The organism is Mycobacterium sp. 1081908.1 (assembly GCF_001673535.1).
Taxonomy (GTDB): Bacteria; Actinomycetota; Actinomycetes; order Mycobacteriales; family Mycobacteriaceae; genus Mycobacterium.
In genome coordinates this window covers 32,394-51,524 of the sequence record NZ_LZLY01000141.1, presented here as the reverse complement: position 1 = coordinate 51,524, position 19,131 = coordinate 32,394, and the positions used below count along the sequence as shown (strand labels likewise).

Sequence of the window (19,131 nt, the reverse complement as noted above, 5' to 3'; positions counted from 1 at the left end):
GGGGGGCCGCGTGCGTGGTTGCCGGGGTGCCGGCTACGGCGCCTCGTCCGCGGCTCTTGGGCTCTGCCGCGCCCGCAGATCTGCACACCCGGGATCGGTCCGCTGAAGGCCTGCACACCCTGAACTAGTCGTCACGTAGCTGCAAGACCGCGTCGTAGAGCTGGCGCGTACGCACGTCCGGATGCGCCGCGGCCACCTCGCTGCAGGCGTCCTTGACCCGCACCCCGCCGGCGACCAGCTCCTGGACCTCGGCCACCAGCGACGGCAGGTCGGCGCGGGGCGTCGCGCCCGCGAGCACCACGGTGATCTCGCCCAGCACCCCGTCGTTCGCCCACGCCGCCAGCTCCTCGAGCGACCCGCGCACCACTTCCTCGTGCACCTTCGTCAGCTCCCGGCAGACCACCGCCCGGCGGGCGCCGCCGAGCTCGTCCGCGGCGTCGCGCAGGCACGCCGCCAGCCGCCGCGGCGATTCGAAGAACACACAGGTGCGCCGCTCGTCGGCCAGCGAGGCCAACCACGTTCGGCGCGCCGACTTCTTGCGCGGGGCGGCGGGGAGCGCCGGCAACCCCGCGGGAACCGCGGGCAGCGCCGGGAGGGTGGCGGGCGCGGCCGCCAACACCGCCGGAATCGCGGCGGCAGCACCCGGAACGGCCGCCGCCGCACCCGGTACGGCCGCCGCCGCGGCGGCGAGCCCCGGGATGGCCGGCAAGCCCACGGTGAAGCCGGCCGGCAGCAGGCCGTTGCTCTTGAGGTAGGAGAGCGCGATGGCGGCGGTGGACGCGGTGGCCACGACGCTGGTTCCGACGCCGACCACGGTGGTTCCCACGCCCACCACGCCCTGGACGATCGACCAGGCGGTTTGTGCCCCGGCGGGTGCGGCTTGGATGGCCGCCGCATTGTCTATGGCGCCGGGGATTTGGGGCAGGACCGCAGCCGCGGCGTCAGGCAGACCGGTGTCGAGCCCGCCGGGGAACGCCGCGGCCGGCGCGCCGCCTCCCGATCCGCCCAGCCCGGGCACCGCGCGGGCCGCGGACCCACCGGGTGACGTCGGCCCACCGGGCACCGCCGGATTGGTCGCCTCCGCGGCCGGCTTGGGCGCCTCTCCGGTGTTTGCGGCGGGGGCGGCCTGCGTGCCGGGCGCCGACGGCGGAGTCTCGGGCATCAGGACCGACGCCACCTTTTGGCAGGGGCCCCCATTTCCGCATGGTCCCGCGGCCGGCAGCGGTGTGCTGACCGAGGTCAGGGGCGTGACCGCCAGCGTCCCGCCCATCAGGGCGGACGCAACGGCGCCCAGGACAGCGATTCTCATGACGGCCCCCTCCGGCAGTCGACTCGCGATCGGCGCGGGTCAATCCATGAAGCTTAAGCAAAAGCCGCACGTGGCGTGGGGGGTTAGCCGAAATTCACGGCCGGGGCGCCGATCTTTCACCTCGCCGACCTCCTAGCCGGCCGCCGCCGGCGCCGCGATCAACGGTAGGCCGACGATCGGGGCGGCCTTGTGCAGGCACTCCTCCCATTCGGCGTCGGGATCGGAGTCGGCGGTGATCCCGCCGCCGACGCCCAGCACGGCGCCGCCGCCCGCGTCGAACTCGACGGTGCGGATGGCGACGTTCAGCTCACACCCGGCGATCGGGGAGGCCAAACCGACTGTCCCGCAGTAGATGCCGCGACGCCTCTGCTCCCATTGCGAAATGAGTTGCCGCGCACGGTGTTTCGGTGTTCCGGTGACCGAAGCCGGGGGAAAGGCGGCGTCCAGCAACGCCGACGTCGGCAGCTCGACGGGAACGCGCGCCGACACCGTGGACACCAGGTGCCACACGCCCGGCGCGCGCCGCACCACCAACAGCTCGGGCACGGTGACCGTGCCGACGGTCGCCACGCGGCCGAGGTCATTGCGGACCAGGTCCACGATCATGATGTTTTCCGCGACGTCCTTGGCCGAAGCCCGCAGCGCCGACGGCCACGCATCCAGCGGCAGCGTGCCCTTGATGGGGCTGGACGTCACGACCGCGCCGCGGCGCCGCAGGAAGAGCTCCGGGGACAGCGACGCCACCGCCCCCCACGGCCCCGCCACGTAGGCAGCCCGGGCGGGGGAGGTGCGGGCCACGCCGTCGACGAAGAAATCCAGCGGGGCCCCGCGGACCGACCCGGTGAATTGCGTGCATACGCAGGCCTGATAGACCTCACCGGCGCGGATCGCCTCCAGGCAGGCCAGGACGCCGCCGCGGTGCACGGCCCGGTCGGCGCCGCCCCAGTCGATCCGGCAGTCGCGCGGCGGTGCCGGCCGGGCCGCCAGCGCGGCGCCCAGCCAGCCCGGCATCGGCGCGCCGGACAGGCTTTCGTACCACCAGCCCCCGTCGCGGTCGCGGCGCAGGACGCAGTCGGTCCAGCCGCCGGCGGCTTCCGGGATCCGGTTTGCCCGCCCGTCGGCGCCGGGATCGGGGTAGGAGAGGTAGCCGACCCACCCGCCGCCCACTGCCTCCGAGCCGGGCGCCGGGGCGCCCAGCCGGACCGCGAAGGCGTCGTCGACCGCGACCGGCCCCGCCGACACGCTGGGCGCGATCACCGCCAGCGAACCGAACCACTCGCCGGTCAGCGCGGCCGGCGGTGGCAACCCCAACCGGGCGGTGGCGTCACCGACCGCGCGCAGCACCCGGGGCGCGGCGCCGAGGTCGCCAAGCCGGTCGGTTCGCACCGCCCTAGTCTGCCGCCTAGCCGCGGCTGATGTCGCGAGCGGTGGCCATGGCCGCCAGCTTTTGCGGGTTGCGCATCACGTAGAAGTTGGTGATCTTGTCGCCGGCTATCTCCAGCGTGATCACGCCCTCGAGCTGTTCGCCGAGGTAGAGCAGTACCGCCGGGGCGCTGTTGCAGGTCACCATGTCCACACGCACCCCGGCCATGGCGGAGGCCTTGCGGATCAGCCCGACGATCGCCCGCGCCACCCGCTCGGCGCCGACCACCGGCCTGCGGGCGGCGCTGACGACCCCGCCGCTGTCGGCCGTCCAGGTGGCGTCCGGGGCGAGCATCGTCATTAGCGCCTCCACGTCGCCGCTGGCCGCCGTGGCCAGGAACTGGGCGGTGATTTCGGCGTTGCGTTCCGGGTCCGCCGCATCGAAGCGCTTCCGCCGCGCCCGCACGTGCTCGCGCGCGCGGTGCGCGACCTGACGCACGGTCGGGGCCGGCTTGCCGACCGCCTCGGCGATCTCGCCGTAGTCGAAGCCGAACACCTCCCGGAGCACGAACACCGCCCGCTCGTCGGGGCTCAGGGTCTCCAGCAACACCAGCATCGCCATCGAAACCGATTCCGCCAGAACGACATCGGCCGACGGGTCCTGCTCATCGAGCAGCAGCGGCTCGGGCAGCCAGGGCCCCACGTACTCCTCGCGGCGGCGCGCGTCGGCCCGCAGCGCGTTCAGCGCCTGCCGGGTGACCAGCTGGGCCAGGTAGGACTTGGTGTCGCGTACGGCCGACAGGTCCACTTTCGCCCACCGCAGATAGCTGTCCTGCAGCACGTCGTCCGCCTCGGTCGCCGAGCCGAGGATCTCGTAGGCGATCGTGAACAGCAGCGGTCGCAGCAGCGTGAATCGGTCGGCGTGCTCGGACGAACGGGTCACGGCAGCGCGACCTGCTCGTCGGCCGGGGCCTGCACGAGCCGCCTGCCGCCCTTGAACCAGAAGTACGAGCCGGGCTTGGCGGCCTCGCGGCGAATGACCCACAGCGTGCCCTTGCAGACCGTCTCCTTCACCGACGCGGCGAACCGGCCGCCGACGTATAGCTGGACCGGGGTGTCGTCCTTGCGGGCGAGCTGGATGGTGCCGTGCGAGCGGCCCATGCTGATGCACTGCCCCGTGAACGCCTGGTCCAGCAGCGCCGGGGCCTCTCCCGCGATGCGGCTGAGCACCGTGTTGGCCGCTTGGACCCCGAGCGGGCCGGCGGCTTGGCAGCTCATCCGCAGCGGCTGGCCCGACGGCGCGGCCGCGTCACCCGCGGCGACGATGCGCTGGTCGTCGACGCTGGTCAGCGTCTCGTCGGTGAGCAGGCGGCCCAGCGCGTCGGTGCTCAGCCCACTGCGCGCGGCCAGGTCCGGCACGGTGAAACCCGCCGTCCACACCGTCGCCGCGCTGGGCAGCACCGCCCCGTCGGTGAGCACCACCGCGTCCCAGCGCACCTGGCTCGCCGCGGCCGATTCGAGGACGTTGACGCCCAGGTGGCGCAGCTGCTTGGCGACGGACCGCCGGCCCTTCTCGCTCAGCGAGGGCCCGAGGATGCCGCCGCAGACCAGGGTCACCGGGCGCCCCAGCTCGGCCAGCTCGGACGCGGTCTCTATGCCGGTCAGCCCGCCGCCGACCACGGTGACGGGCGAAGCCAGCGGCAGGTCGGCGAGCGCGTAGCGCAGCCGCTGCGCGCTTTCCAGGTCGGCGACCGAGTGGGCGAACTCGGCCGCTCCCGGCACGGTTGGCGGTATCGCGCCGGTGCTGCCGACGGCGTAGATCAGGTAGTCGTAGTCCAGCTCGGCGCCCGAGGCCAGCACCACGCGCCGGTCGGCGGCCTCGATGCGGTCGACGGCGTCGATCACCAGCCCGATGCGCTCGCCGAGCAGCGTGTCGTAGTCGGCGATGGCCGCGCTGGTGTCCGCGACCAGCTGGTGCAGCCGGATCCGCTCCACGAACACCGGGCGCGGGTTGACCAGGGTGATGTCGACGTCGGCGCGCTGGCGCAGGTGGTTGGCGGCCAGCGTTCCGGCGTATCCGCCGCCGACGACGACGACGTGGGTTCTGGGGGCGGCCGGCTGGGTCATTTCTGTCTCCTACTCTCACGGGTCTCGTGCCCTTGAGACACCGCGGGCGGGCCGGCCGTGACAGTCCGGGGCGGGGCTGTGAGCTGTTTCACACGCCCTTCGGGACGAAGACGAAGTTGTTGACATAGACGCCGTGCGCGGCCCAGCCGTCCTCGCGGCCCCCGATGTTGGCCGGGTTCTGGTGCCGGGCCGCGTCGAACTCCTCGACCGGCCGCCGGCCGTCACCGGTGTCGAAGTAGCCCTCGTACCCGAGACCCGTCAGCAGCTCGGTGATCGCGGCGACGGCATTGGGATGGTGGCGCTCCTCGGCCTCCACCAGGACCGCCGGCCGGTTGCGCGCGAGCGTGTCGGTCGCGCCGCGCAGCACGGCCAGTTCGTGGCCCTCGACGTCGATCTTCACCAGGCCTACGTCGCCCAGGCTCAGGTCGTCGAGCCGCTTGACCGGTACCTCGATGCTTTGGACCGCGCCGCCGTCCGCGTCGCCCAGGGCGTTGTCGCCGTCGATCGTGCTGCGGCCCGGGTCGGATTCCACCACCCGCATGGTCGTCACGCCGGGTCTGTCGGACAGGGCCACGGCTTCCACCCGGACAGGCGCGCCGACCGCGTCGAACATCGACGCTAGGTCCCGCGCCTGCGCCGGCCGGGGTTCGAACGCGATCACCGATCGCGACGACGCGAGCATCGCGATCGTGAACTCACCGACGTCGGCGCCGATGTCCAGCGAGACGCGGTTGGGATCGCACAGCGACGCGACCAGTCGCACGTCCGGGCGCGCCTCGCCCAGGCGTTGCAGGATGCCGTACTTGCGGCGCCAGAACAGGCGGGGCGCCAACGTCTTTGCCGCCGGCGCGAGCCAACGTTTCGCCGAGCGTGCGACAGGCATCTGCGGTGGTCTCCCGTCCTCTTGGGGGCTTTGGGGGCAGCGCTTGACCGGGGCTGAGCCGGGTCGCACATGATACGCTTCGCATCTATTCGTGACCTGCCCCGGGCCGAATGCAGCCACCGCGAAAGTATGGGGCTCCCCAGTGCGCACCGGCGTGCATCGGGCGAGGCAAACTGGAAAGACGAACATCCCCTGATTGGGCCCCCGAACGGGCCAAGCCCAGCTGGGACACGCCCATCGGAGGAGTCCTTGCCGCGCAGCCTGGATCTCGTCGTCACCTCCGTGGCCACCCAGCTGATGGAGGCGACGGGAGCCACCGCGACCAAGGTCAGCGAGCGGGTGCTCGCGCAGCTCGTCGAGCAGTTCGACCTCGACGCGTGCTTCCTGCGCCACCACGACCACGACATCCGCGCCTCGGTCCTGGTGGCCGAATGGCCGCCGCGCACCGACGTTCCCGACCCCGACCCGATGGCCGTCGTCCACTTCACCAGCGCCGACCCGGTGCTCGCCCAGTGCGAGCACGGCAGGAAGCCGGTCGTGATCCGGCCGGAGCAGAACAACGGCGGGTTGCGCCGCCGCCTCGGTGGGGCCAAGCAGCCCTCGTCGCCATCGGTGGCCGCCGCGCCGCTGGTCTCGGGCGAGGCCACCACGGGCGTGCTCGGCTTCGTCAAGAACGGCGCGCGCAAGTGGAAGCAAGAAGAGATCAACACGCTCGAGGCCATCGCGGCGCTGTTCGCCCAGCTGCAGGCGCGGATCGCCGCCGAGGAGAAGCTCCGCTACCTCGCCGAGCACGACGACCTGACCGGCCTGTACAACCGGCGGGCGCTGGTCGCGCACCTGTCCGAACGGCTCGCGCCGGGCAGCGCGGGGCCGGTCGCGGTCCTGTACCTCGACCTGGACCGGCTCAAGCCGATCAACGACTACCTCGGCCACACCGCGGGTGACTGGTTCATCCGGGTTTTCGCGCAACGCATCCGGGTCTGCGCGGGCAACCAGAGCATGATCGCCCGGCTGGGCGGCGACGAGTTCGTCGTCATCCCCGACCAGGCGATGTCGACGGGGACGGCGGAGTCGTTCGCCCGCCGGCTGGGGTCGATGCTGCGCGAGCGGCTGGCCATCGGCGGACACATGATCACCCGCACCGTCAGCATCGGGCTGGCGGTGGGCATGCCGGGGCGTGACAACAGCACCGACCTGCTGCGCCGGGCCGACGAGGCCGTGCTGACCGCCAAGCGCGCGGGCGGCAATCAGGTGGCGCTGTCCACCGACGACATGTCGCTGAAGAGCGCCTTCCGCAACGACATCGAGCTGCACCTGCAGGGCGACATCGATAGCGAGGCGCTGCTGCTGCACTATCTGCCCGAGGTCGACCTGTGGACCGGCGCCATCGTGGCCGCGGAGGCACTGGTCCGTTGGCGGCACCCGATCTGGGGCCTGCTGCTGCCGGACTCGTTCATCGGGGTGGCCGAGTCGACCAACCTGGCCGGGGAGCTCGGCCGCTGGGTAATGCGAGCCGCCTGCGCCGAATTCAGCCGGTGGCGCGCCAACGGCGTTGGGCAGAGCGCGGTCCTGCGCATCAACGTGTCACCCATCCAGCTGATCACGCGGGGTTTCGTGCGCAGCGTCGCCGACACCATCGACGAATTCGGCATCGACGGCGGATCGGTTTGCCTGGAGATCACCGAGCGGGCCGTGGTGCACGACATCGAAACCACCCGCAAGACGCTGCACGAGCTCAAGGAGGTCGGGGTCCAGATCGCCATCGACGACTTCGGTACCGGCTATGCGGTTTTGTCGCACCTGAAGTCACTCCCGGTCGACATGCTCAAGATCGACACCGGGTTCGTCCGCGACCTCGGCACCAACGCCGGCGACCTGGCCATCGTCCGGGCGATCATCGGCCTGGCCGAGGCGTTCGGGCTGCAACTGGTCGCCGAGGGAGTCGAAACACCCGCCGCCGCACTGACTTTGATGCAACACGGATGCCACCGGGCGCAGGGCTTCCTGCTGTCCCGGCCCGTGCCGGGCAACGCGATGGAAGCGTTGCTGTCCGCGCGCTGGATGCCGATGCCGTTCCTCGCCGACCGCGAGGCGCTGTCGTTAGGCGCGATCTAACCCAGATGTTTCGATCATTCAAAAAGGGCGCTGCCGCGGTTATTTCGTGCACGGCGCTGCTACTGAACGGGTGCGGCGGTCACCCCAATCCGGGGCCGCTGTCGGCGATGGTCTTCCCGGCCATCCCGCCGACGGTCCAGGAGATCGCCAATCCGCTGCGCGGCCAGTACGAGGACTTGCTGATTCCGCTTTTCCCCCAAGGCAATCCCGCACAGCAGAGATACCCGGCGTGGCCCGCGTCCTACGACGCCAGCATGCGCATCTCGTGGCGGCAGCTGCAGCCCGTCGACCCCCGCACCCTGCCGCCCGACGCCCCCGACGACCGCAAGTTCGACTTCAGCGTGATCGACGACGCGCTGACGAAGCTGGCGAACCGCAACATGCGGCTGACGCTTCGGGTGTACGCCTACAACTCCTGTTGCAACGACTCGTATCCCGACAACACGAACCTCGCGATTCCCGACTGGATGCGCTCGGCGGCCACCAACTATTCCGCGCCGCCGAACAGCCCCACGCCCGGGGTGACGCAGGTGGTGCCCAGCTGGAACGACCCGACCTACCTCAACGCGTTCGGGCAGCTGCTGGCGGCGCTGGGCCGCCGCTACGACGGCGACGAGCGGCTCAGCGTCTTCGAGTTCTCCGGGTACGGGGATTTCAGCGAGAACCACATCGCGTATCTGCGTGACGTGTTGGGCGCGCCGGGCCCGTCGCCCGACGAAAGCGTGGGAATGCTGGGGTATTACAGCCAGTTCCGGGATCAAAGCATCACCAAGGCGTCGATCCAGCAGTTGGTGGCGGCGAACGTCAACGCGTTCCCCCACACGCAATTGGTGGTCACCCCGCAGAACCCCGAGATCGTGCGCGAGCTGCTGGCCGACGACGTCACCAAGAAGCTGTCCGCGCCGGTGGGGATCCGCGGGGACTGCCTCGGCGTCTATGCACCGATCCAGACCTGGGCCGAGTCCAACGAGTCGTACTACGTCAAGACGAACGATCCGGTTGTCAACGCGCTGAAGCAGCGGCTGGCCTCGGCGCCGGTGATCACCGAGTGGTGCCAGTTGCCGAACGGGACCGATCCGCGGTCCTACTACGAGAAGGGCCTGCACGACGTCGTCAGGTATCACGTGTCGATGACGTCGAGCGTCAACTTCGCGGACCGCGACTCCAGGTCGGCGATGGACCCCAAGCTGTTCTTGCTGTGGGCCCAGGCGAATATCTCTGCGGGCTACCGGTATTCGGTCGAGGCGCGGCCGGGCTCCCAGTCGATACAGGGCAAGACGGCGAGCATATCCGTGGCCTGGACCAACTATGGCTCCGCGGCGGCCACGGAGCAGTGGGTGCCGGGCTACAAGCTGGTGGATTTCTCGGGGGCGGTGGTTCGCAGCCTGCCGGCGACGGTCAACCTCAAGGCGCTGGTCAGCGACGACACCAGCACCTCGCGCGAGGAGGCGGTCCCGGCGACGACGACGGAGTCGGTGCGCGTCGACCTGAACGGCTTGGCGCCGGGCCACTACACGCTGCGCGCGTCCGTTGACTGGCAGCAGCACAAGCCGAACGCGTCGCACGTGGTGAACTATGCGCCGATGTCGTTGGCCCGCGACGGCCGCGACGGATCGGGGCTGTATCCCATTGCCACGCTGGATATTCCGCGCGACTCGACCACGTCACCGAACGGTCAGTGAACCGTCGCGTCGCCATTTCTGATGGCGACCAGGGACTTGACCAATCCGGCAAACCGCTCGTACCAAACGACGGACGACGGGAAATAGCGGCGCATCTGCGAAATGCCGATCAGTTCGATTTCGTCGACCTGGTCTTGCGCCGCCTCGCGACTGTGGGTGCGGATGTGGCCGCGGTTCCAATGCATCGATACCTGCACGCGCGCCTCATAGGGCAACCATTGGATGCCGGGGAAAAGCCAGTGCGGTTCGATCGGGAAATATCGGTATGGCGTCTGCACCCAATGGCGGTCGGCGAGCGAGTGGATGTTGTCAGCAAGCCGTTGGCGTTGGACGTGGCCGCCCACGTGCTCGAGCAGCGAGTTGGAGAACACCAGATCGAAGCGGTCCCGGGCAACCGAATTCGGAAGTTCGCATGCGTCGCCCTGGACCGCGACAATGTTCGGGTCCTCCGATTCCGCAGGCGCCAAGTTGACCGTGACGACCGACCTGGGGCGAACGGGCGCGAGTCGCCACGACTCCGGCGTTCCACCCAGATCCAGCACCCTCATTTCCGACACCGACGGAAAGCAGCTGTTGAAGTGCTGCCATCGTCGTGCGCGGGCGCGGCCAGACAGCGATCGGCCTGAATTGACATCTGTTGCGGTGTCTCGCAGCCAGTTAGACATTCCTACCCTCATACCTTGACGCGGTCGTGGCGCACGAGGTCGCTCCACAGCAGGGCCAGTGACTGATGCCACTGGCTTAGCCCGAAGTCGAGAGCGCGTCGGCGTGCGGCGGTGCTCAACCGGCCGCGGAGGTCCTCGTCGGTGACGAGCGCTGTCAGGGCCTGCGCTATCTGGTCCGACGACCCGGGCTGCACCGCGATGCCGGTGATACCGTCGGTCACCGCTTCCCCGATGCTGCCGACCGACGTGGTTACCGGCGCCAGCCCGTACGCCATGGCCTCCAACAACGCCATCGGCAGACCCTCGTCCCGGCTGGGCAGCAGGAAAACGTGTGCGCTCGAAAGCAGTTCGTCGCGAGCCGGCGGGTCCAGCCATCCGGCCACGTGAATCGTTTCGCCGACATCCGCGGCGGCCACCGCGGCGCGCACCTCGTCGACCTCACCGTCGCCGGCCAGCGTGGCGCGCAGCCGGCCGCGCACCGTAGGGTCGAGCGCTGCCACGGCTGAGACGATGTCGTAGCTGCCCTTGCGCGTCCCCATCCGGCCCAGCGCCACGGCGTCCACCCGTTCGACACCGGACTGGCTCACGGGGAGTTCCGGAACCCGGACGGCGTTGTGCAGCACACTGATTCGGTTGTCGGGCAGCCCTAGTCGGCTCGCATACTCGTCGACATGACGCTCACCCAGGACCACCCAGTGGTCGGCGACGAGCGCGCGGCGCACCGCGGCCCGCGCGGGCGACGGCAGCCGATCGAACCAGCCGCCGAAGTCGTAGCTGTGGCAGTGCACCACCGCCGGCACGCCCGCCAGCCGCGCCGCCCACAGCGTCACCGCCTTGCGAACCACGCTGCCGCCATGGGCCATGTGCACGTGCAGCACGTCGGCGCGGCCGCGCATGAGCAACCAACTGGCCCAAAGCATTCCCCGGGCGCCGACCAGTAGCTTCATGAATCTCGACCGGTCCACGTAAGTGGGCACCACGGTGACGCGGATTGATCGGTCCGGATGCGCCGCCATCAACGCGGCCACCGTCGCCATGCCGCCGCGGCTGTTCGCGGCGGACGGGGCCGGTCCCACCACGAGCACGCGCACCGCGCTCACCGCAGGGCTCCGACCGGCATGGGCTCGGTGGCGGGTTCGGTGCCGGCGTCGTCGGAGGTGCCGGAACGCTTCCGCAGGCGGGCGAATGCCAGCGCCGCGCCGAGCGCCATGCCCAGCGTCATGGCGTTGGCCGGGTCCTCGGGCAGCGGATCGACGATCGACATCATCAGCAGGCCGACAGAAACCGCCGCACTGGCCTTCGCGGACGCCGAAGCGCTGCGCAGCGCCTGCACCAGCGGGGTGAGGGCGAACACGGCAAACGCCGCCATGCCCACCGCGCCGGATTTGGCCAGCCACCACAGGTAGAAGTTGTGCGAATAGGTGGTGCCCAGTGTGTTGGTGAATGCGTCGGGGTCCCTGCCGAACGGTTCTTGATAGGCATAGCCCAGCCCATGTCCGAACATCGGAGCCTGGGCGATCACGCGGTTGAGGTTGGCATCTTCGGCCAACCTGTCGAGGGTCGAGGAGTCCACGGCGAGCGCGCTGCTCGATACGCCACCCAGCACGCGGTGGCTGAATCCGTTGATCTGGTCGTTCAACCAGTCGCCGGCCGTGGAGTGCTGCAGTAGAAACAGCGCGCCCGGCAGCGCCACCGCCAAAATCCCTGCGCCGGCAATGGCCAGCCTGGCCGCCCGCCGCAGGGATGCCCAGCCCAAGCTGGCGAGAAATGCCACGGCGGCGGCCACGCCCACCGCGATCAGGGTGTTGCGGGAGAACGCCAGCACCGAGACGATCAACGCCGGCAGACCCAACGCGAGGTACCAAAAGGGCTTTACCCGGCCGACGATCTGGGTGGCCACCAGTGCAGCCAGCACGGCGATCGCCGGGGTCAGGGTAGCGGTGATGACGCGGCTGGCGGCGTCGCCCGTATCCGACTGCAGGCTTTCCAGCCGGCCGGCCAGCCGCAGCCCGCCCGAGGAACTTGCGACGGCCATGCCCGCCGAAAACCACAGGGTGAGGACCATCGCGTGGATCGACAGCTTGACGTGGCCGCTGTACACGATCACCAGGGCAAGCATGAACCCGCCGACCATCTCGAGCAGAAAGGTGGCCTCCCGCACGATAATCGCGGGGGGATGTCCCATCGCGAATCCGACCGCGGCGAAGTAGGCCACCGTCAGCACGAACATCCCCGGCAACAGGTACTCGGACAAGCGCAGTCGGACGACCGGGAGCAGGAAGCAGATGGCGATTATCAGTGCCACATGGCAGAGGTAGATCGTCGCGGGGCCGACCACCTTGCCGATGTGCAATCCTTCCGGCAGCGCGGCGAACCCCAAGAACAGCGCTACCCCGACCATCATCGCCGGCTTCGTCCAATACACCACCAGGCAGAACGACAGGCCGATCAGGAGGATCCCCTGGGTGGTGTTGCGCGCCGACATCACGCCAAACGCAAAGCAGCCGAACAGGAATGCCGCGAGGATGGCGCCAGACATCGCCAGGCGGTGCCGATTCTGCAGATAGAGGATCACTTCCGTGAGCCCACTTTTGCCCGGTAGTTTCGTGCCGCGGCCCTGGCGTGGCGCGGTATCCGGGCATCGGTCAGCACCGTACCGACGATGTCGGCACCCGCTGCGCGTAGCGCGATCAATGCGTCGCTGAGTTCGTCTTCGGTGGTGCGGCCCGCTCGTACCACCAATACGGTGGCTTGGGCGGCGGCGCCCAGCAGGCCGGAGTCGGCCGCTGCGAGCACCGGTGGACCGTCGATCACGGTGCGGTCAAAGGTGGCCGACACGTCTTGCAGCACCTTGTCGAGCACCTCGGGCAGGTAAGCGCTGCACGGCAGCGTATCCCGGCGGACCGCTCGCGCCGCCAGAATGAACAGCCGCGGAATCGCGGTCGGCTTAACGGTTTCCGTCGCAATGTCGGGGTCGGCCAACGCGTTGGCCAACCCCTCCCCCGAATCAACCTTCAGCAAGCCGGCGATCACGGGTCGGCGGGTATCGCCCTCGACGAGCAAGGCCTCTTCGCCGGACTCGGCGAATGCCCTGGCCAGGTTCAGCGCCGTCGTCGTGGTTCCCTCGCCGCCGAACGGCGCCGTCAGCAATACCTGGCGCGCTCCCGGTGCCAACGCGCGCAGCAGGCGCGCGCGCAAACCGCGGACCGCGTCGTCGAATGAGATGTCCGTGCCGAATCGCGGTGCGGTGCCGCGCTTTCCGGGGAGCTCGGCCAACGTCGGCAAGTCGGAAAGCCGTTCCAGCTTGGCACGGTCGCGCACGGTGCGGTCGGCGGCCTCGCGGGTCAGGGCCACCCCGGTTCCCAGCAGCAGCCCCGCGATAAGTCCCATTGCCATGTTGCGCATCGGCACCGGTTGGATCGGGCTGTCCGGCACCCCCGGCTGCTCGATGATGGTGGCCCGGGCGATCGGCATGTTCGGTGCCGGCTGGGGCGGTACCGCCAGGGGTTGCGCCGGCTGGGGCGGCGCGACCGGCGGGTCCGCGGACGGGGTGGCCTCGGTGGGTTGCGTCGCGGGCTGGCCATCGGTGTCCGGCGCCGGGGGAGCCTGCGGCGCGGGTGCCTGCGGCGCGGGTGCCGGAGGGGGCGGCGCTTGAGGCGGTGAGCTGTTCACGAGTGCCACCGGGTCCTTCGGATTCGCGCCAAGGGTGGCGACCGTCCCCGCGAAGGTGTCAGCCATCGCTTTCGCCAGCGTCGCAGCCCGATTCGGATCGGTATCCCTGACCGAGATGGTGAACATCGTCGACTTCGGGGTGTATTCGACGTGGGTCTCGCTGGCGAGAACGTCCGGGCTGATCGGCAGGCGGAACTGGGTGACTGCGCGCTGCGCCGCGGCATGCCCGCCGGCCACCGCCGCGTAGGACGACAGGCGTTCCTGGGCGGCCTGCGTTCCGGAATACACCTGGGAGAGGTCGGTTTCACCCGTAAACGAGATGAGGATGGTGGCGGACGACTGATAAAGCTTCGTCTGGAGCACCGTAATCGCCGCGGCGCCCGCCAGACACGCCAGCAGCGCACCGAGGAACAGCTTCCAGTGGGTCGTCAGCGTGCGAACGAAGGTGCGAAAATCCATGGGTTAAAACCTTTCCCGGCGCCTTCCGGCGCTCTCGAGCTCACGCGCGCCATGCGGCGGATGCGTGACCAAGACCCCAGTGATGATGTCCAGCATGCGGTCGGCGACCCGGTCCACGCTGAAGCGCTCCGCGTAGTGGTGCGCCGCCTCGGCACCGAGGCGCGCCGCCGTGGCCGGGTCCGCCAGCTTGTCGAACGCGGCGGCCAGCCCGGCGACATCGTCGACGTCCACGGTTGGGCCGCCCGGCGGCTGGTACTCCGGCAGCCCGCCGATGCTGGAGACGATCGGCATCACGCCCAGTTGCATGGACAGCACCTGCACCCCGCTTTGCGAGGCGTGTCGGTAATGGGCGACCGAACCCTTTGCGGCGGAGAGTGTCTCGACGACGTCGCGATAACGGTACTTCCCGGACCACCACCGCGTGTGTGGCGGCAGCGCGGCGCTTCGCAGGCCGATCGGCGCGTCGCCGATGAGCACCAGGTCGTCGCCGCGCCATCCGTCGCCGGTGGTGTGCCGCTGCCAGGCCTGCAGCACCACGTCGATGTTCTTGTAGGGGTTGAGGCGGCCCACCATCACGAAATCGCGGCGCGCCTCGGCGCGCACCGGCGGCGGCACCAGATCCACGTCGAGGTCGCTCGTGAGAGGCAATGTGTGCACGGGTGTCCGGGCCACGTCTCGCCGGGTGCTGATGGCCTCCGCGACGTAGTCGCTGTAGGTGATTGTCGCCGCCGATCGGGCCCCCCAGCGGTCGAATACCGCGCGCTCGTAGGCAGGCCGCTGTTCGCCGGCGTCATGGGGGCTGTCGTCGTGGACCAGCTGCACCCGGGGCACGCCGCCTGCCAACGCCATCCAGCGTGGATCGCGGACCAGCTCGGTGATCGCCACCTGCGGCTTGTAGCCACGAATGCGGCGCAGGGCCGCAAGGCTCGACGGCCACGTCCCGGCCGCACGAAACCGCGGATCGAGCACCAGCTCGTAATCGCGCGCGGCGTCCGACTCGGGGTGCTGGTCGGAGGTCACCAGCAACACGTCGGCCCCCCGCCGCTGCAGCGCCTCGGCCTGGATGCGCGCCAGCGGCCGCATCCACGGCGAAAGCCAAAGCACCCGAATGTGATTCATAGCAGCGCCTGGCTCCCGTCGGCGCCGGGGTCGATCGACCAGCGCCCGTCCAGTTGCGGGTAGGCCCGCCGGACCTCGTCGTACAGGTCCGGCAGGGTCAGCATGACGCGATCGGGCCCGGCCGCGATGAGCTCTTCGGGTGAGATGATCCCGACGTCGGTGCCCGGAATGCGGCGTCCCTGCTTCGCCGGCGACGCGTCGGCCACGGCCCGCAGCAGCCGGCGATCGACGCCCGCGATGCTGAACAGCGAAACGACGCGCGATCCGGCGCCGTACCCGTACACCGCGTGTCGCTCGCACGCCTCCGCGACCAGCCAGTCGCGCAGCTGCGCGGCGTGACGCTCGGCGGCGCACTGCAGACTGCGCACGATGGCCGCCTCGGTGATGCCGATGTTGTGCTCGCGCCGCAGGATTTCCCGGGCGCGTCCGTCGGGTTCGACGGCGCCGTGCACCGCCGCGACCAACACCGTGCCGCCGTAGAGGTCGAACTCCCACGCCGAGGCGACGGTCATGCCGGCCTCGGCGAGCAGGTTGGACAACGCGGTCAGCGAATAGTAGCCGAAGTGCCCGTGGCGCAACGCATTCCATTGCCCGTTGGTCACGATCGTCAACAGCGAGTGGAACTGCAGCAGCAACACTCCGCCCGGCGCGGTGGCCTCCGCGCGGAGTTGGAACGCCAGCCGTTGGTCCGGCTCGTGCATGATGCCGAAGGAGTCGAGCACGACGTCGGCGCGTTCGGCCTCGGTGAAACCGCGCTCCGCCAGCAGCGGCAGCCACGTTCCGCCGTGCGGGCTGCCGAATTCGCGTACGGTGGCGCCGCGCAGCCAGCCCGCGTCGGCGACGCGCCGGACGGCCTCGGCCGCCTGGTCGCGCAGGGCCTGCGGCTCGATGCCGCGCGGCTCGGCGGCCGCGGTGTCGTCGTGGGCGAGCTGGGCCAGGCCGCAGCGGCCGCACAGATCCATCGCGAGCGGATGCGACGATTCCTCGGGCCGCACGGGCTCGGCGGCCGGGGGGAAGTCGTCGCCCGCGGGCACGTTCCCCAGGTCGAGGACCCGTTGCAGATCGGTGCCGTCGCACCCGCGGCAGGTCCTCATCGCCGCACGCTATCAAGTTGAGCGGTGTGCAGGGTCGGAAGCGGAAAGACAAGCTGCCCGCCCCACTCCGCGACGTACCGGAGTTGGTCGGTCAGTTCGGCTTCGAGGTTCCACGGCAACACCAGCACGACGTCCGGGCGGTCATCGGCGATGCGCTCCGGCTCGTAGATCGGGATCCGGGTCCCGGGGGTGAAGCGCCCGTGCTTGTACGGGTTGCGATCGACGGTGTATTCGAGCAGGTCGGGCCGGATCCCGCAATAGTTGAGCAGCGTGTTGCCCTTGCCCGGGGCCCCGTAGCCGACGACGCGCTTGCCGTCGGCGCGGCACTGCAGCAAGAAGCGCAGCAGGTCGTGCCGGATCGCCTCCGCGCGCGGACGCAGTTGCAGGTAGCCGTCGGCACGATGCAGCCCCGCCGCTTCCTCGGCGCGCATCACCTTCTCCACCCGTTCGGTCGGCCGCGAGGCGATCTCCGCCGAGCGGGCCCAGATCCGCATCGATCCGCCGTGGGTGGGCAGCAGCTCGACGTCGACGACGGCGAGCCCGGAGGTGGCCAGCGCGCAGATCGCCGAAAACAGCGTGTAGTACTGGAAGTGCTCGTGGTAAATCGTGTCGAACTGCCCCAGCCGCACCAGGTTCAGCGCGTGGTGCACCTCGATGCTCAGCCAGCCGTCGTCGTCCATCAGCCTGCGCAGCGAGCGGGTGAAGCCGCGCAGATCGGGGATGTGGGCGTAGACGTTGTTGGCGACCACGAGGTCCGCCGGCCCATGCTCTTCGCGGACCTTGGCGGCTACCTTCTCGTCGAGAAACGCCGTCAGCGTGGGGATGTTGCGCGCGCGGGCCACGGCCCCGACGTTCTCGGACGGCTCGATGCCCAGGCACGGCACTCCCGCCGCGACGACGTGCTGCAGCAGGTAGCCGTCGTTGCTGGCGACCTCGACCACCCGCGATTGCGGGCCGAGCCCGAGCCGCTGGACGGCTTCGTCGACGAAGAGCTTGGCGTGCTGCACCCAGCTGTCCGAATACGAAGCGAAGTAAGCATATTCGGTGAAGGTGTCCTCGGGCGTGATCAGCGCCGGGATCTGCAACAGCAGGCAGTCCTCGCACAACCGCAGGTGCAGCGGAAAGGTCGGCTCCGCGAGGTCGAGCTCCTCGGCGGTGAGGAATTTCTCGCACGGCGGAGTGGCGCCCAGATCCACGACGCTGAGCAGGCGGTCCGAGTCACACAACCGGCAAAGCATATGACTCGCACTCCTCTGTGTTGCTGGGTGTTTGAATGTCCAAGGCGAGCTGCTGTGCGCGCCGCCGCGTGCTGTCGTAAATCAGCTTGCCAAGGCCGTTTTGGTACAGCCAGAGGCTGTTCTGCTGCCCCTTGAAGGATTCCTCTCCCGCCATCGCGCCCCAGGGCAGGAACCCACTGCCCAGCCCGACCCCGAACACGCCCGGGATCGTCATGCCGTCCTCGGCGAGCAGCCGCGCGCTCGGCGCGACTGACGGGCCGGTGCGGGCCAGCGGCACCCGGGCGCCGCGCGCGTCGTAAATGGGCGGCGCGGCAAGGCGATAGCCCAGAGCGGGAACGATCAGATCGCACTCGGTCAGCAGGTCAATCAGGACCGCACGCGACAGGCCGCCGATCGGCATGGCCACCGCGCGGTCGTCCGGCTCGGCACCGGGCTTGCGATGCATGCGACGCCACACTTCACGCCCGTCACCCTGTAACCCACCGAGCCGATGCACGCGACCGGTGGCCTGGCATACGTCCGATTCGGAGAACTCGTAGAAGTCGATATGGGCCGCGGCGCGCGACACGTACGTGGGCCGGGGTTCGCTCCGATGCAAAATCTGCACGTCCCGGGGGCCGAAGCTCACCCCCGGAATCCGTTCCAACAGCATCCACGCCGCCGAAAAGGCGCTGTGCGCGCCACCGAGGACGACCACTCGCGGGTTGCCCGGTATGCGGGCCAGCCGTCGCGCGACCTCTTCTGGGCCACCATGGCTCAGGAGCCGGTGGCTGGACACGATCTTCTCGCGCCAGTGGGCAAGGTCGATTCCGGGTGCCACCTCGATCTCAGACCATGACGCGTTGGGCCGCCCGCCGAGCGCCACTACCGCACTGGCGGCACGGATGACCGCGCGCTGCCCGTCGCCCGTGGCCGCGGAGACGGCGACCGAGCCGTCCTCCTGCAGCCGGATCGCCTCGGCGCGAGTGCGGGTGAAGGCGTGGCTGTTCGGATGCCGGTCAAACTCGGCCAGGATGGCGGCACCGAGGCGTCGCTCAAAGCGATCGACGAGTTCCAGCGTGGGCCGCCCGGCTCGGAAGTTTTCCAGTTCTCCCGCTACGGGATCGGCCCGCACGTCGGCCAGCAGCGGCTCGCAGTCCGGACCGTCCAGGCACTCCAGGAACGAGGTGCCCCGAGAGTCGGCATTCAGCGGGTACCGGCCGAGCGTCCCGCCCAACTCCTCGGCCTGCTCAACCAGCGCGACGCCGCCGTCCAGCCACGCACCCAGCCGACCGTGCCGCGCGGCCCAGACCAGCGCCCCGGTCCCGGCCGGGCCGCCGCCCAGGATCACGGTTTCGTACACCCGCGTCGGCCCGGTGACGACCGTCCGCTCGCGGCGCTTGGTCCGGAGGGGCGATTTCAAGTTC

General features: G+C 70.0%; 14 protein-coding genes and 1 pseudogene. 2 read left to right on the top strand and 13 right to left on the bottom strand.

The window, feature by feature from the left end:
* Positions 1–124: 124 nt before the first annotated feature.
* From A5655_RS23190 to A5655_RS23170, 5 genes and pseudogenes are all read right to left on the bottom strand, one after another.
* A pseudogene (locus A5655_RS23190) lies at positions 125–733 on the bottom strand (SAM-dependent methyltransferase); the annotation flags it as partial.
* Between the two features lie 708 nt (positions 734–1,441).
* Positions 1,442–2,695, bottom strand: coding sequence for an aminodeoxychorismate synthase component I (locus tag A5655_RS23185; RefSeq protein WP_067014170.1), 1,254 nt, complete (start codon positions 2,693–2,695; stop codon positions 1,442–1,444).
* 16 nt (positions 2,696–2,711) lie between these two features.
* Positions 2,712–3,614, bottom strand: coding sequence for an RNA polymerase sigma-70 factor (locus A5655_RS23180; RefSeq protein WP_067014168.1), 903 nt, complete (start codon positions 3,612–3,614; stop codon positions 2,712–2,714).
* Positions 3,611–4,798: an NAD(P)/FAD-dependent oxidoreductase gene (locus tag A5655_RS23175; RefSeq protein ID WP_067014166.1), complete on the bottom strand. Its 1,188-nt coding sequence runs from the start codon at positions 4,796–4,798 to the stop codon at positions 3,611–3,613. The genes A5655_RS23180 and A5655_RS23175 overlap by 4 nt, the downstream gene beginning before the upstream one ends.
* Positions 4,799–4,886: 88 nt before the next feature.
* Positions 4,887–5,681 carry an FkbM family methyltransferase gene (locus A5655_RS23170; protein ID WP_067014164.1) on the bottom strand — a complete coding sequence of 265 codons (795 nt, stop codon included), beginning with the start codon at positions 5,679–5,681 and terminating at the stop codon, positions 4,887–4,889.
* Positions 5,682–5,930: 249 nt separating this feature from the next.
* On the opposite strand from A5655_RS23170, the gene A5655_RS23165 reads away from it, so the two are divergent.
* Together A5655_RS23165 and A5655_RS23160 are read left to right on the top strand one after the other, a co-directional pair.
* On the top strand, positions 5,931–7,796 hold the full coding sequence (locus tag A5655_RS23165) for a bifunctional diguanylate cyclase/phosphodiesterase (RefSeq protein ID WP_067014162.1): 1,866 nt from the start codon (positions 5,931–5,933) through the stop codon (positions 7,794–7,796).
* A gap of 5 nt (positions 7,797–7,801) precedes the next feature.
* Positions 7,802–9,478, top strand: a complete 1,677-nt coding sequence (locus A5655_RS23160; protein ID WP_067014160.1) for a hypothetical protein — start codon at positions 7,802–7,804, stop codon at positions 9,476–9,478.
* Here A5655_RS23160 and A5655_RS23155 read toward each other — a convergent pair.
* Genes A5655_RS23155 through A5655_RS23120 form a run of 8 tightly spaced genes read right to left on the bottom strand, consistent with a single transcriptional unit; the run spans position 9,472 to position 19,127 of the window.
* A complete protein-coding gene (locus A5655_RS23155; protein ID WP_067014158.1) occupies positions 9,472–10,143 on the bottom strand; it encodes a class I SAM-dependent methyltransferase in 672 nt (223 codons plus the stop codon). The two genes, A5655_RS23160 and A5655_RS23155, sit on opposite strands and share 7 nt — an antisense overlap.
* Before the next feature lie 8 nt (positions 10,144–10,151).
* Positions 10,152–11,243 (bottom strand): glycosyltransferase family 4 protein, encoded by a 1,092-nt coding sequence (locus tag A5655_RS23150; RefSeq protein ID WP_067014156.1) that lies wholly within the window; start codon positions 11,241–11,243, stop codon positions 10,152–10,154.
* Positions 11,240–12,718, bottom strand: a complete 1,479-nt coding sequence (locus tag A5655_RS23145) for an O-antigen ligase (protein ID WP_067014154.1) — start codon at positions 12,716–12,718, stop codon at positions 11,240–11,242. Before A5655_RS23145 ends, A5655_RS23150 begins: the two co-directional genes overlap by 4 nt.
* Complete coding sequence (locus tag A5655_RS23140) at positions 12,715–14,274, bottom strand: polysaccharide biosynthesis tyrosine autokinase (protein WP_067014152.1); 1,560 nt, start codon at positions 14,272–14,274, stop codon at positions 12,715–12,717. The genes A5655_RS23145 and A5655_RS23140 overlap by 4 nt, the downstream gene beginning before the upstream one ends.
* 3 nt (positions 14,275–14,277) lie before the next feature.
* Positions 14,278–15,393 carry a glycosyltransferase family 4 protein gene (locus A5655_RS23135; RefSeq protein ID WP_156765006.1) on the bottom strand — a complete coding sequence of 372 codons (1,116 nt, stop codon included), beginning with the start codon at positions 15,391–15,393 and terminating at the stop codon, positions 14,278–14,280.
* Positions 15,390–16,487, bottom strand: coding sequence for a class I SAM-dependent methyltransferase (locus A5655_RS23130; RefSeq protein ID WP_067014150.1), 1,098 nt, complete (start codon positions 16,485–16,487; stop codon positions 15,390–15,392). Before A5655_RS23130 ends, A5655_RS23135 begins: the two co-directional genes overlap by 4 nt.
* On the bottom strand, positions 16,484–17,725 hold the full coding sequence (locus A5655_RS23125; RefSeq protein ID WP_067014148.1) for a class I SAM-dependent methyltransferase: 1,242 nt from the start codon (positions 17,723–17,725) through the stop codon (positions 16,484–16,486). Before A5655_RS23125 ends, A5655_RS23130 begins: the two co-directional genes overlap by 4 nt.
* Positions 17,706–19,127 (bottom strand): hypothetical protein, encoded by a 1,422-nt coding sequence (locus A5655_RS23120; RefSeq protein ID WP_067014146.1) that lies wholly within the window; start codon positions 19,125–19,127, stop codon positions 17,706–17,708. Before A5655_RS23120 ends, A5655_RS23125 begins: the two co-directional genes overlap by 20 nt.
* Between the last annotated feature and the right edge of the window lie 4 nt (positions 19,128–19,131).

Excerpts from the sequence above, each read along its gene's own strand:
- A5655_RS23125 (WP_067014148.1), bottom strand. The coding sequence starts at position 17,725 with ATGCTTTGCCGGTTGTGTGACTCGGACCGCCTGCTCAGCGTCGTGGAT.
- A5655_RS23160 (WP_067014160.1), top strand. The coding sequence starts at position 7,802 with ATGTTTCGATCATTCAAAAAGGGCGCTGCCGCGGTTATTTCGTGCACG.
- A5655_RS23175 (WP_067014166.1), bottom strand. The coding sequence starts at position 4,798 with ATGACCCAGCCGGCCGCCCCCAGAACCCACGTCGTCGTCGTCGGCGGC.
- A5655_RS23130 (WP_067014150.1), bottom strand. The coding sequence starts at position 16,487 with ATGAGGACCTGCCGCGGGTGCGACGGCACCGATCTGCAACGGGTCCTC.
- A5655_RS23140 (WP_067014152.1), bottom strand. The coding sequence starts at position 14,274 with ATGGATTTTCGCACCTTCGTTCGCACGCTGACGACCCACTGGAAGCTG.
- A5655_RS23155 (WP_067014158.1), bottom strand. The coding sequence starts at position 10,143 with ATGTCTAACTGGCTGCGAGACACCGCAACAGATGTCAATTCAGGCCGA.
- A5655_RS23170 (WP_067014164.1), bottom strand. The coding sequence starts at position 5,681 with ATGCCTGTCGCACGCTCGGCGAAACGTTGGCTCGCGCCGGCGGCAAAG.
- A5655_RS23135 (WP_156765006.1), bottom strand. The coding sequence starts at position 15,393 with ATGAATCACATTCGGGTGCTTTGGCTTTCGCCGTGGATGCGGCCGCTG.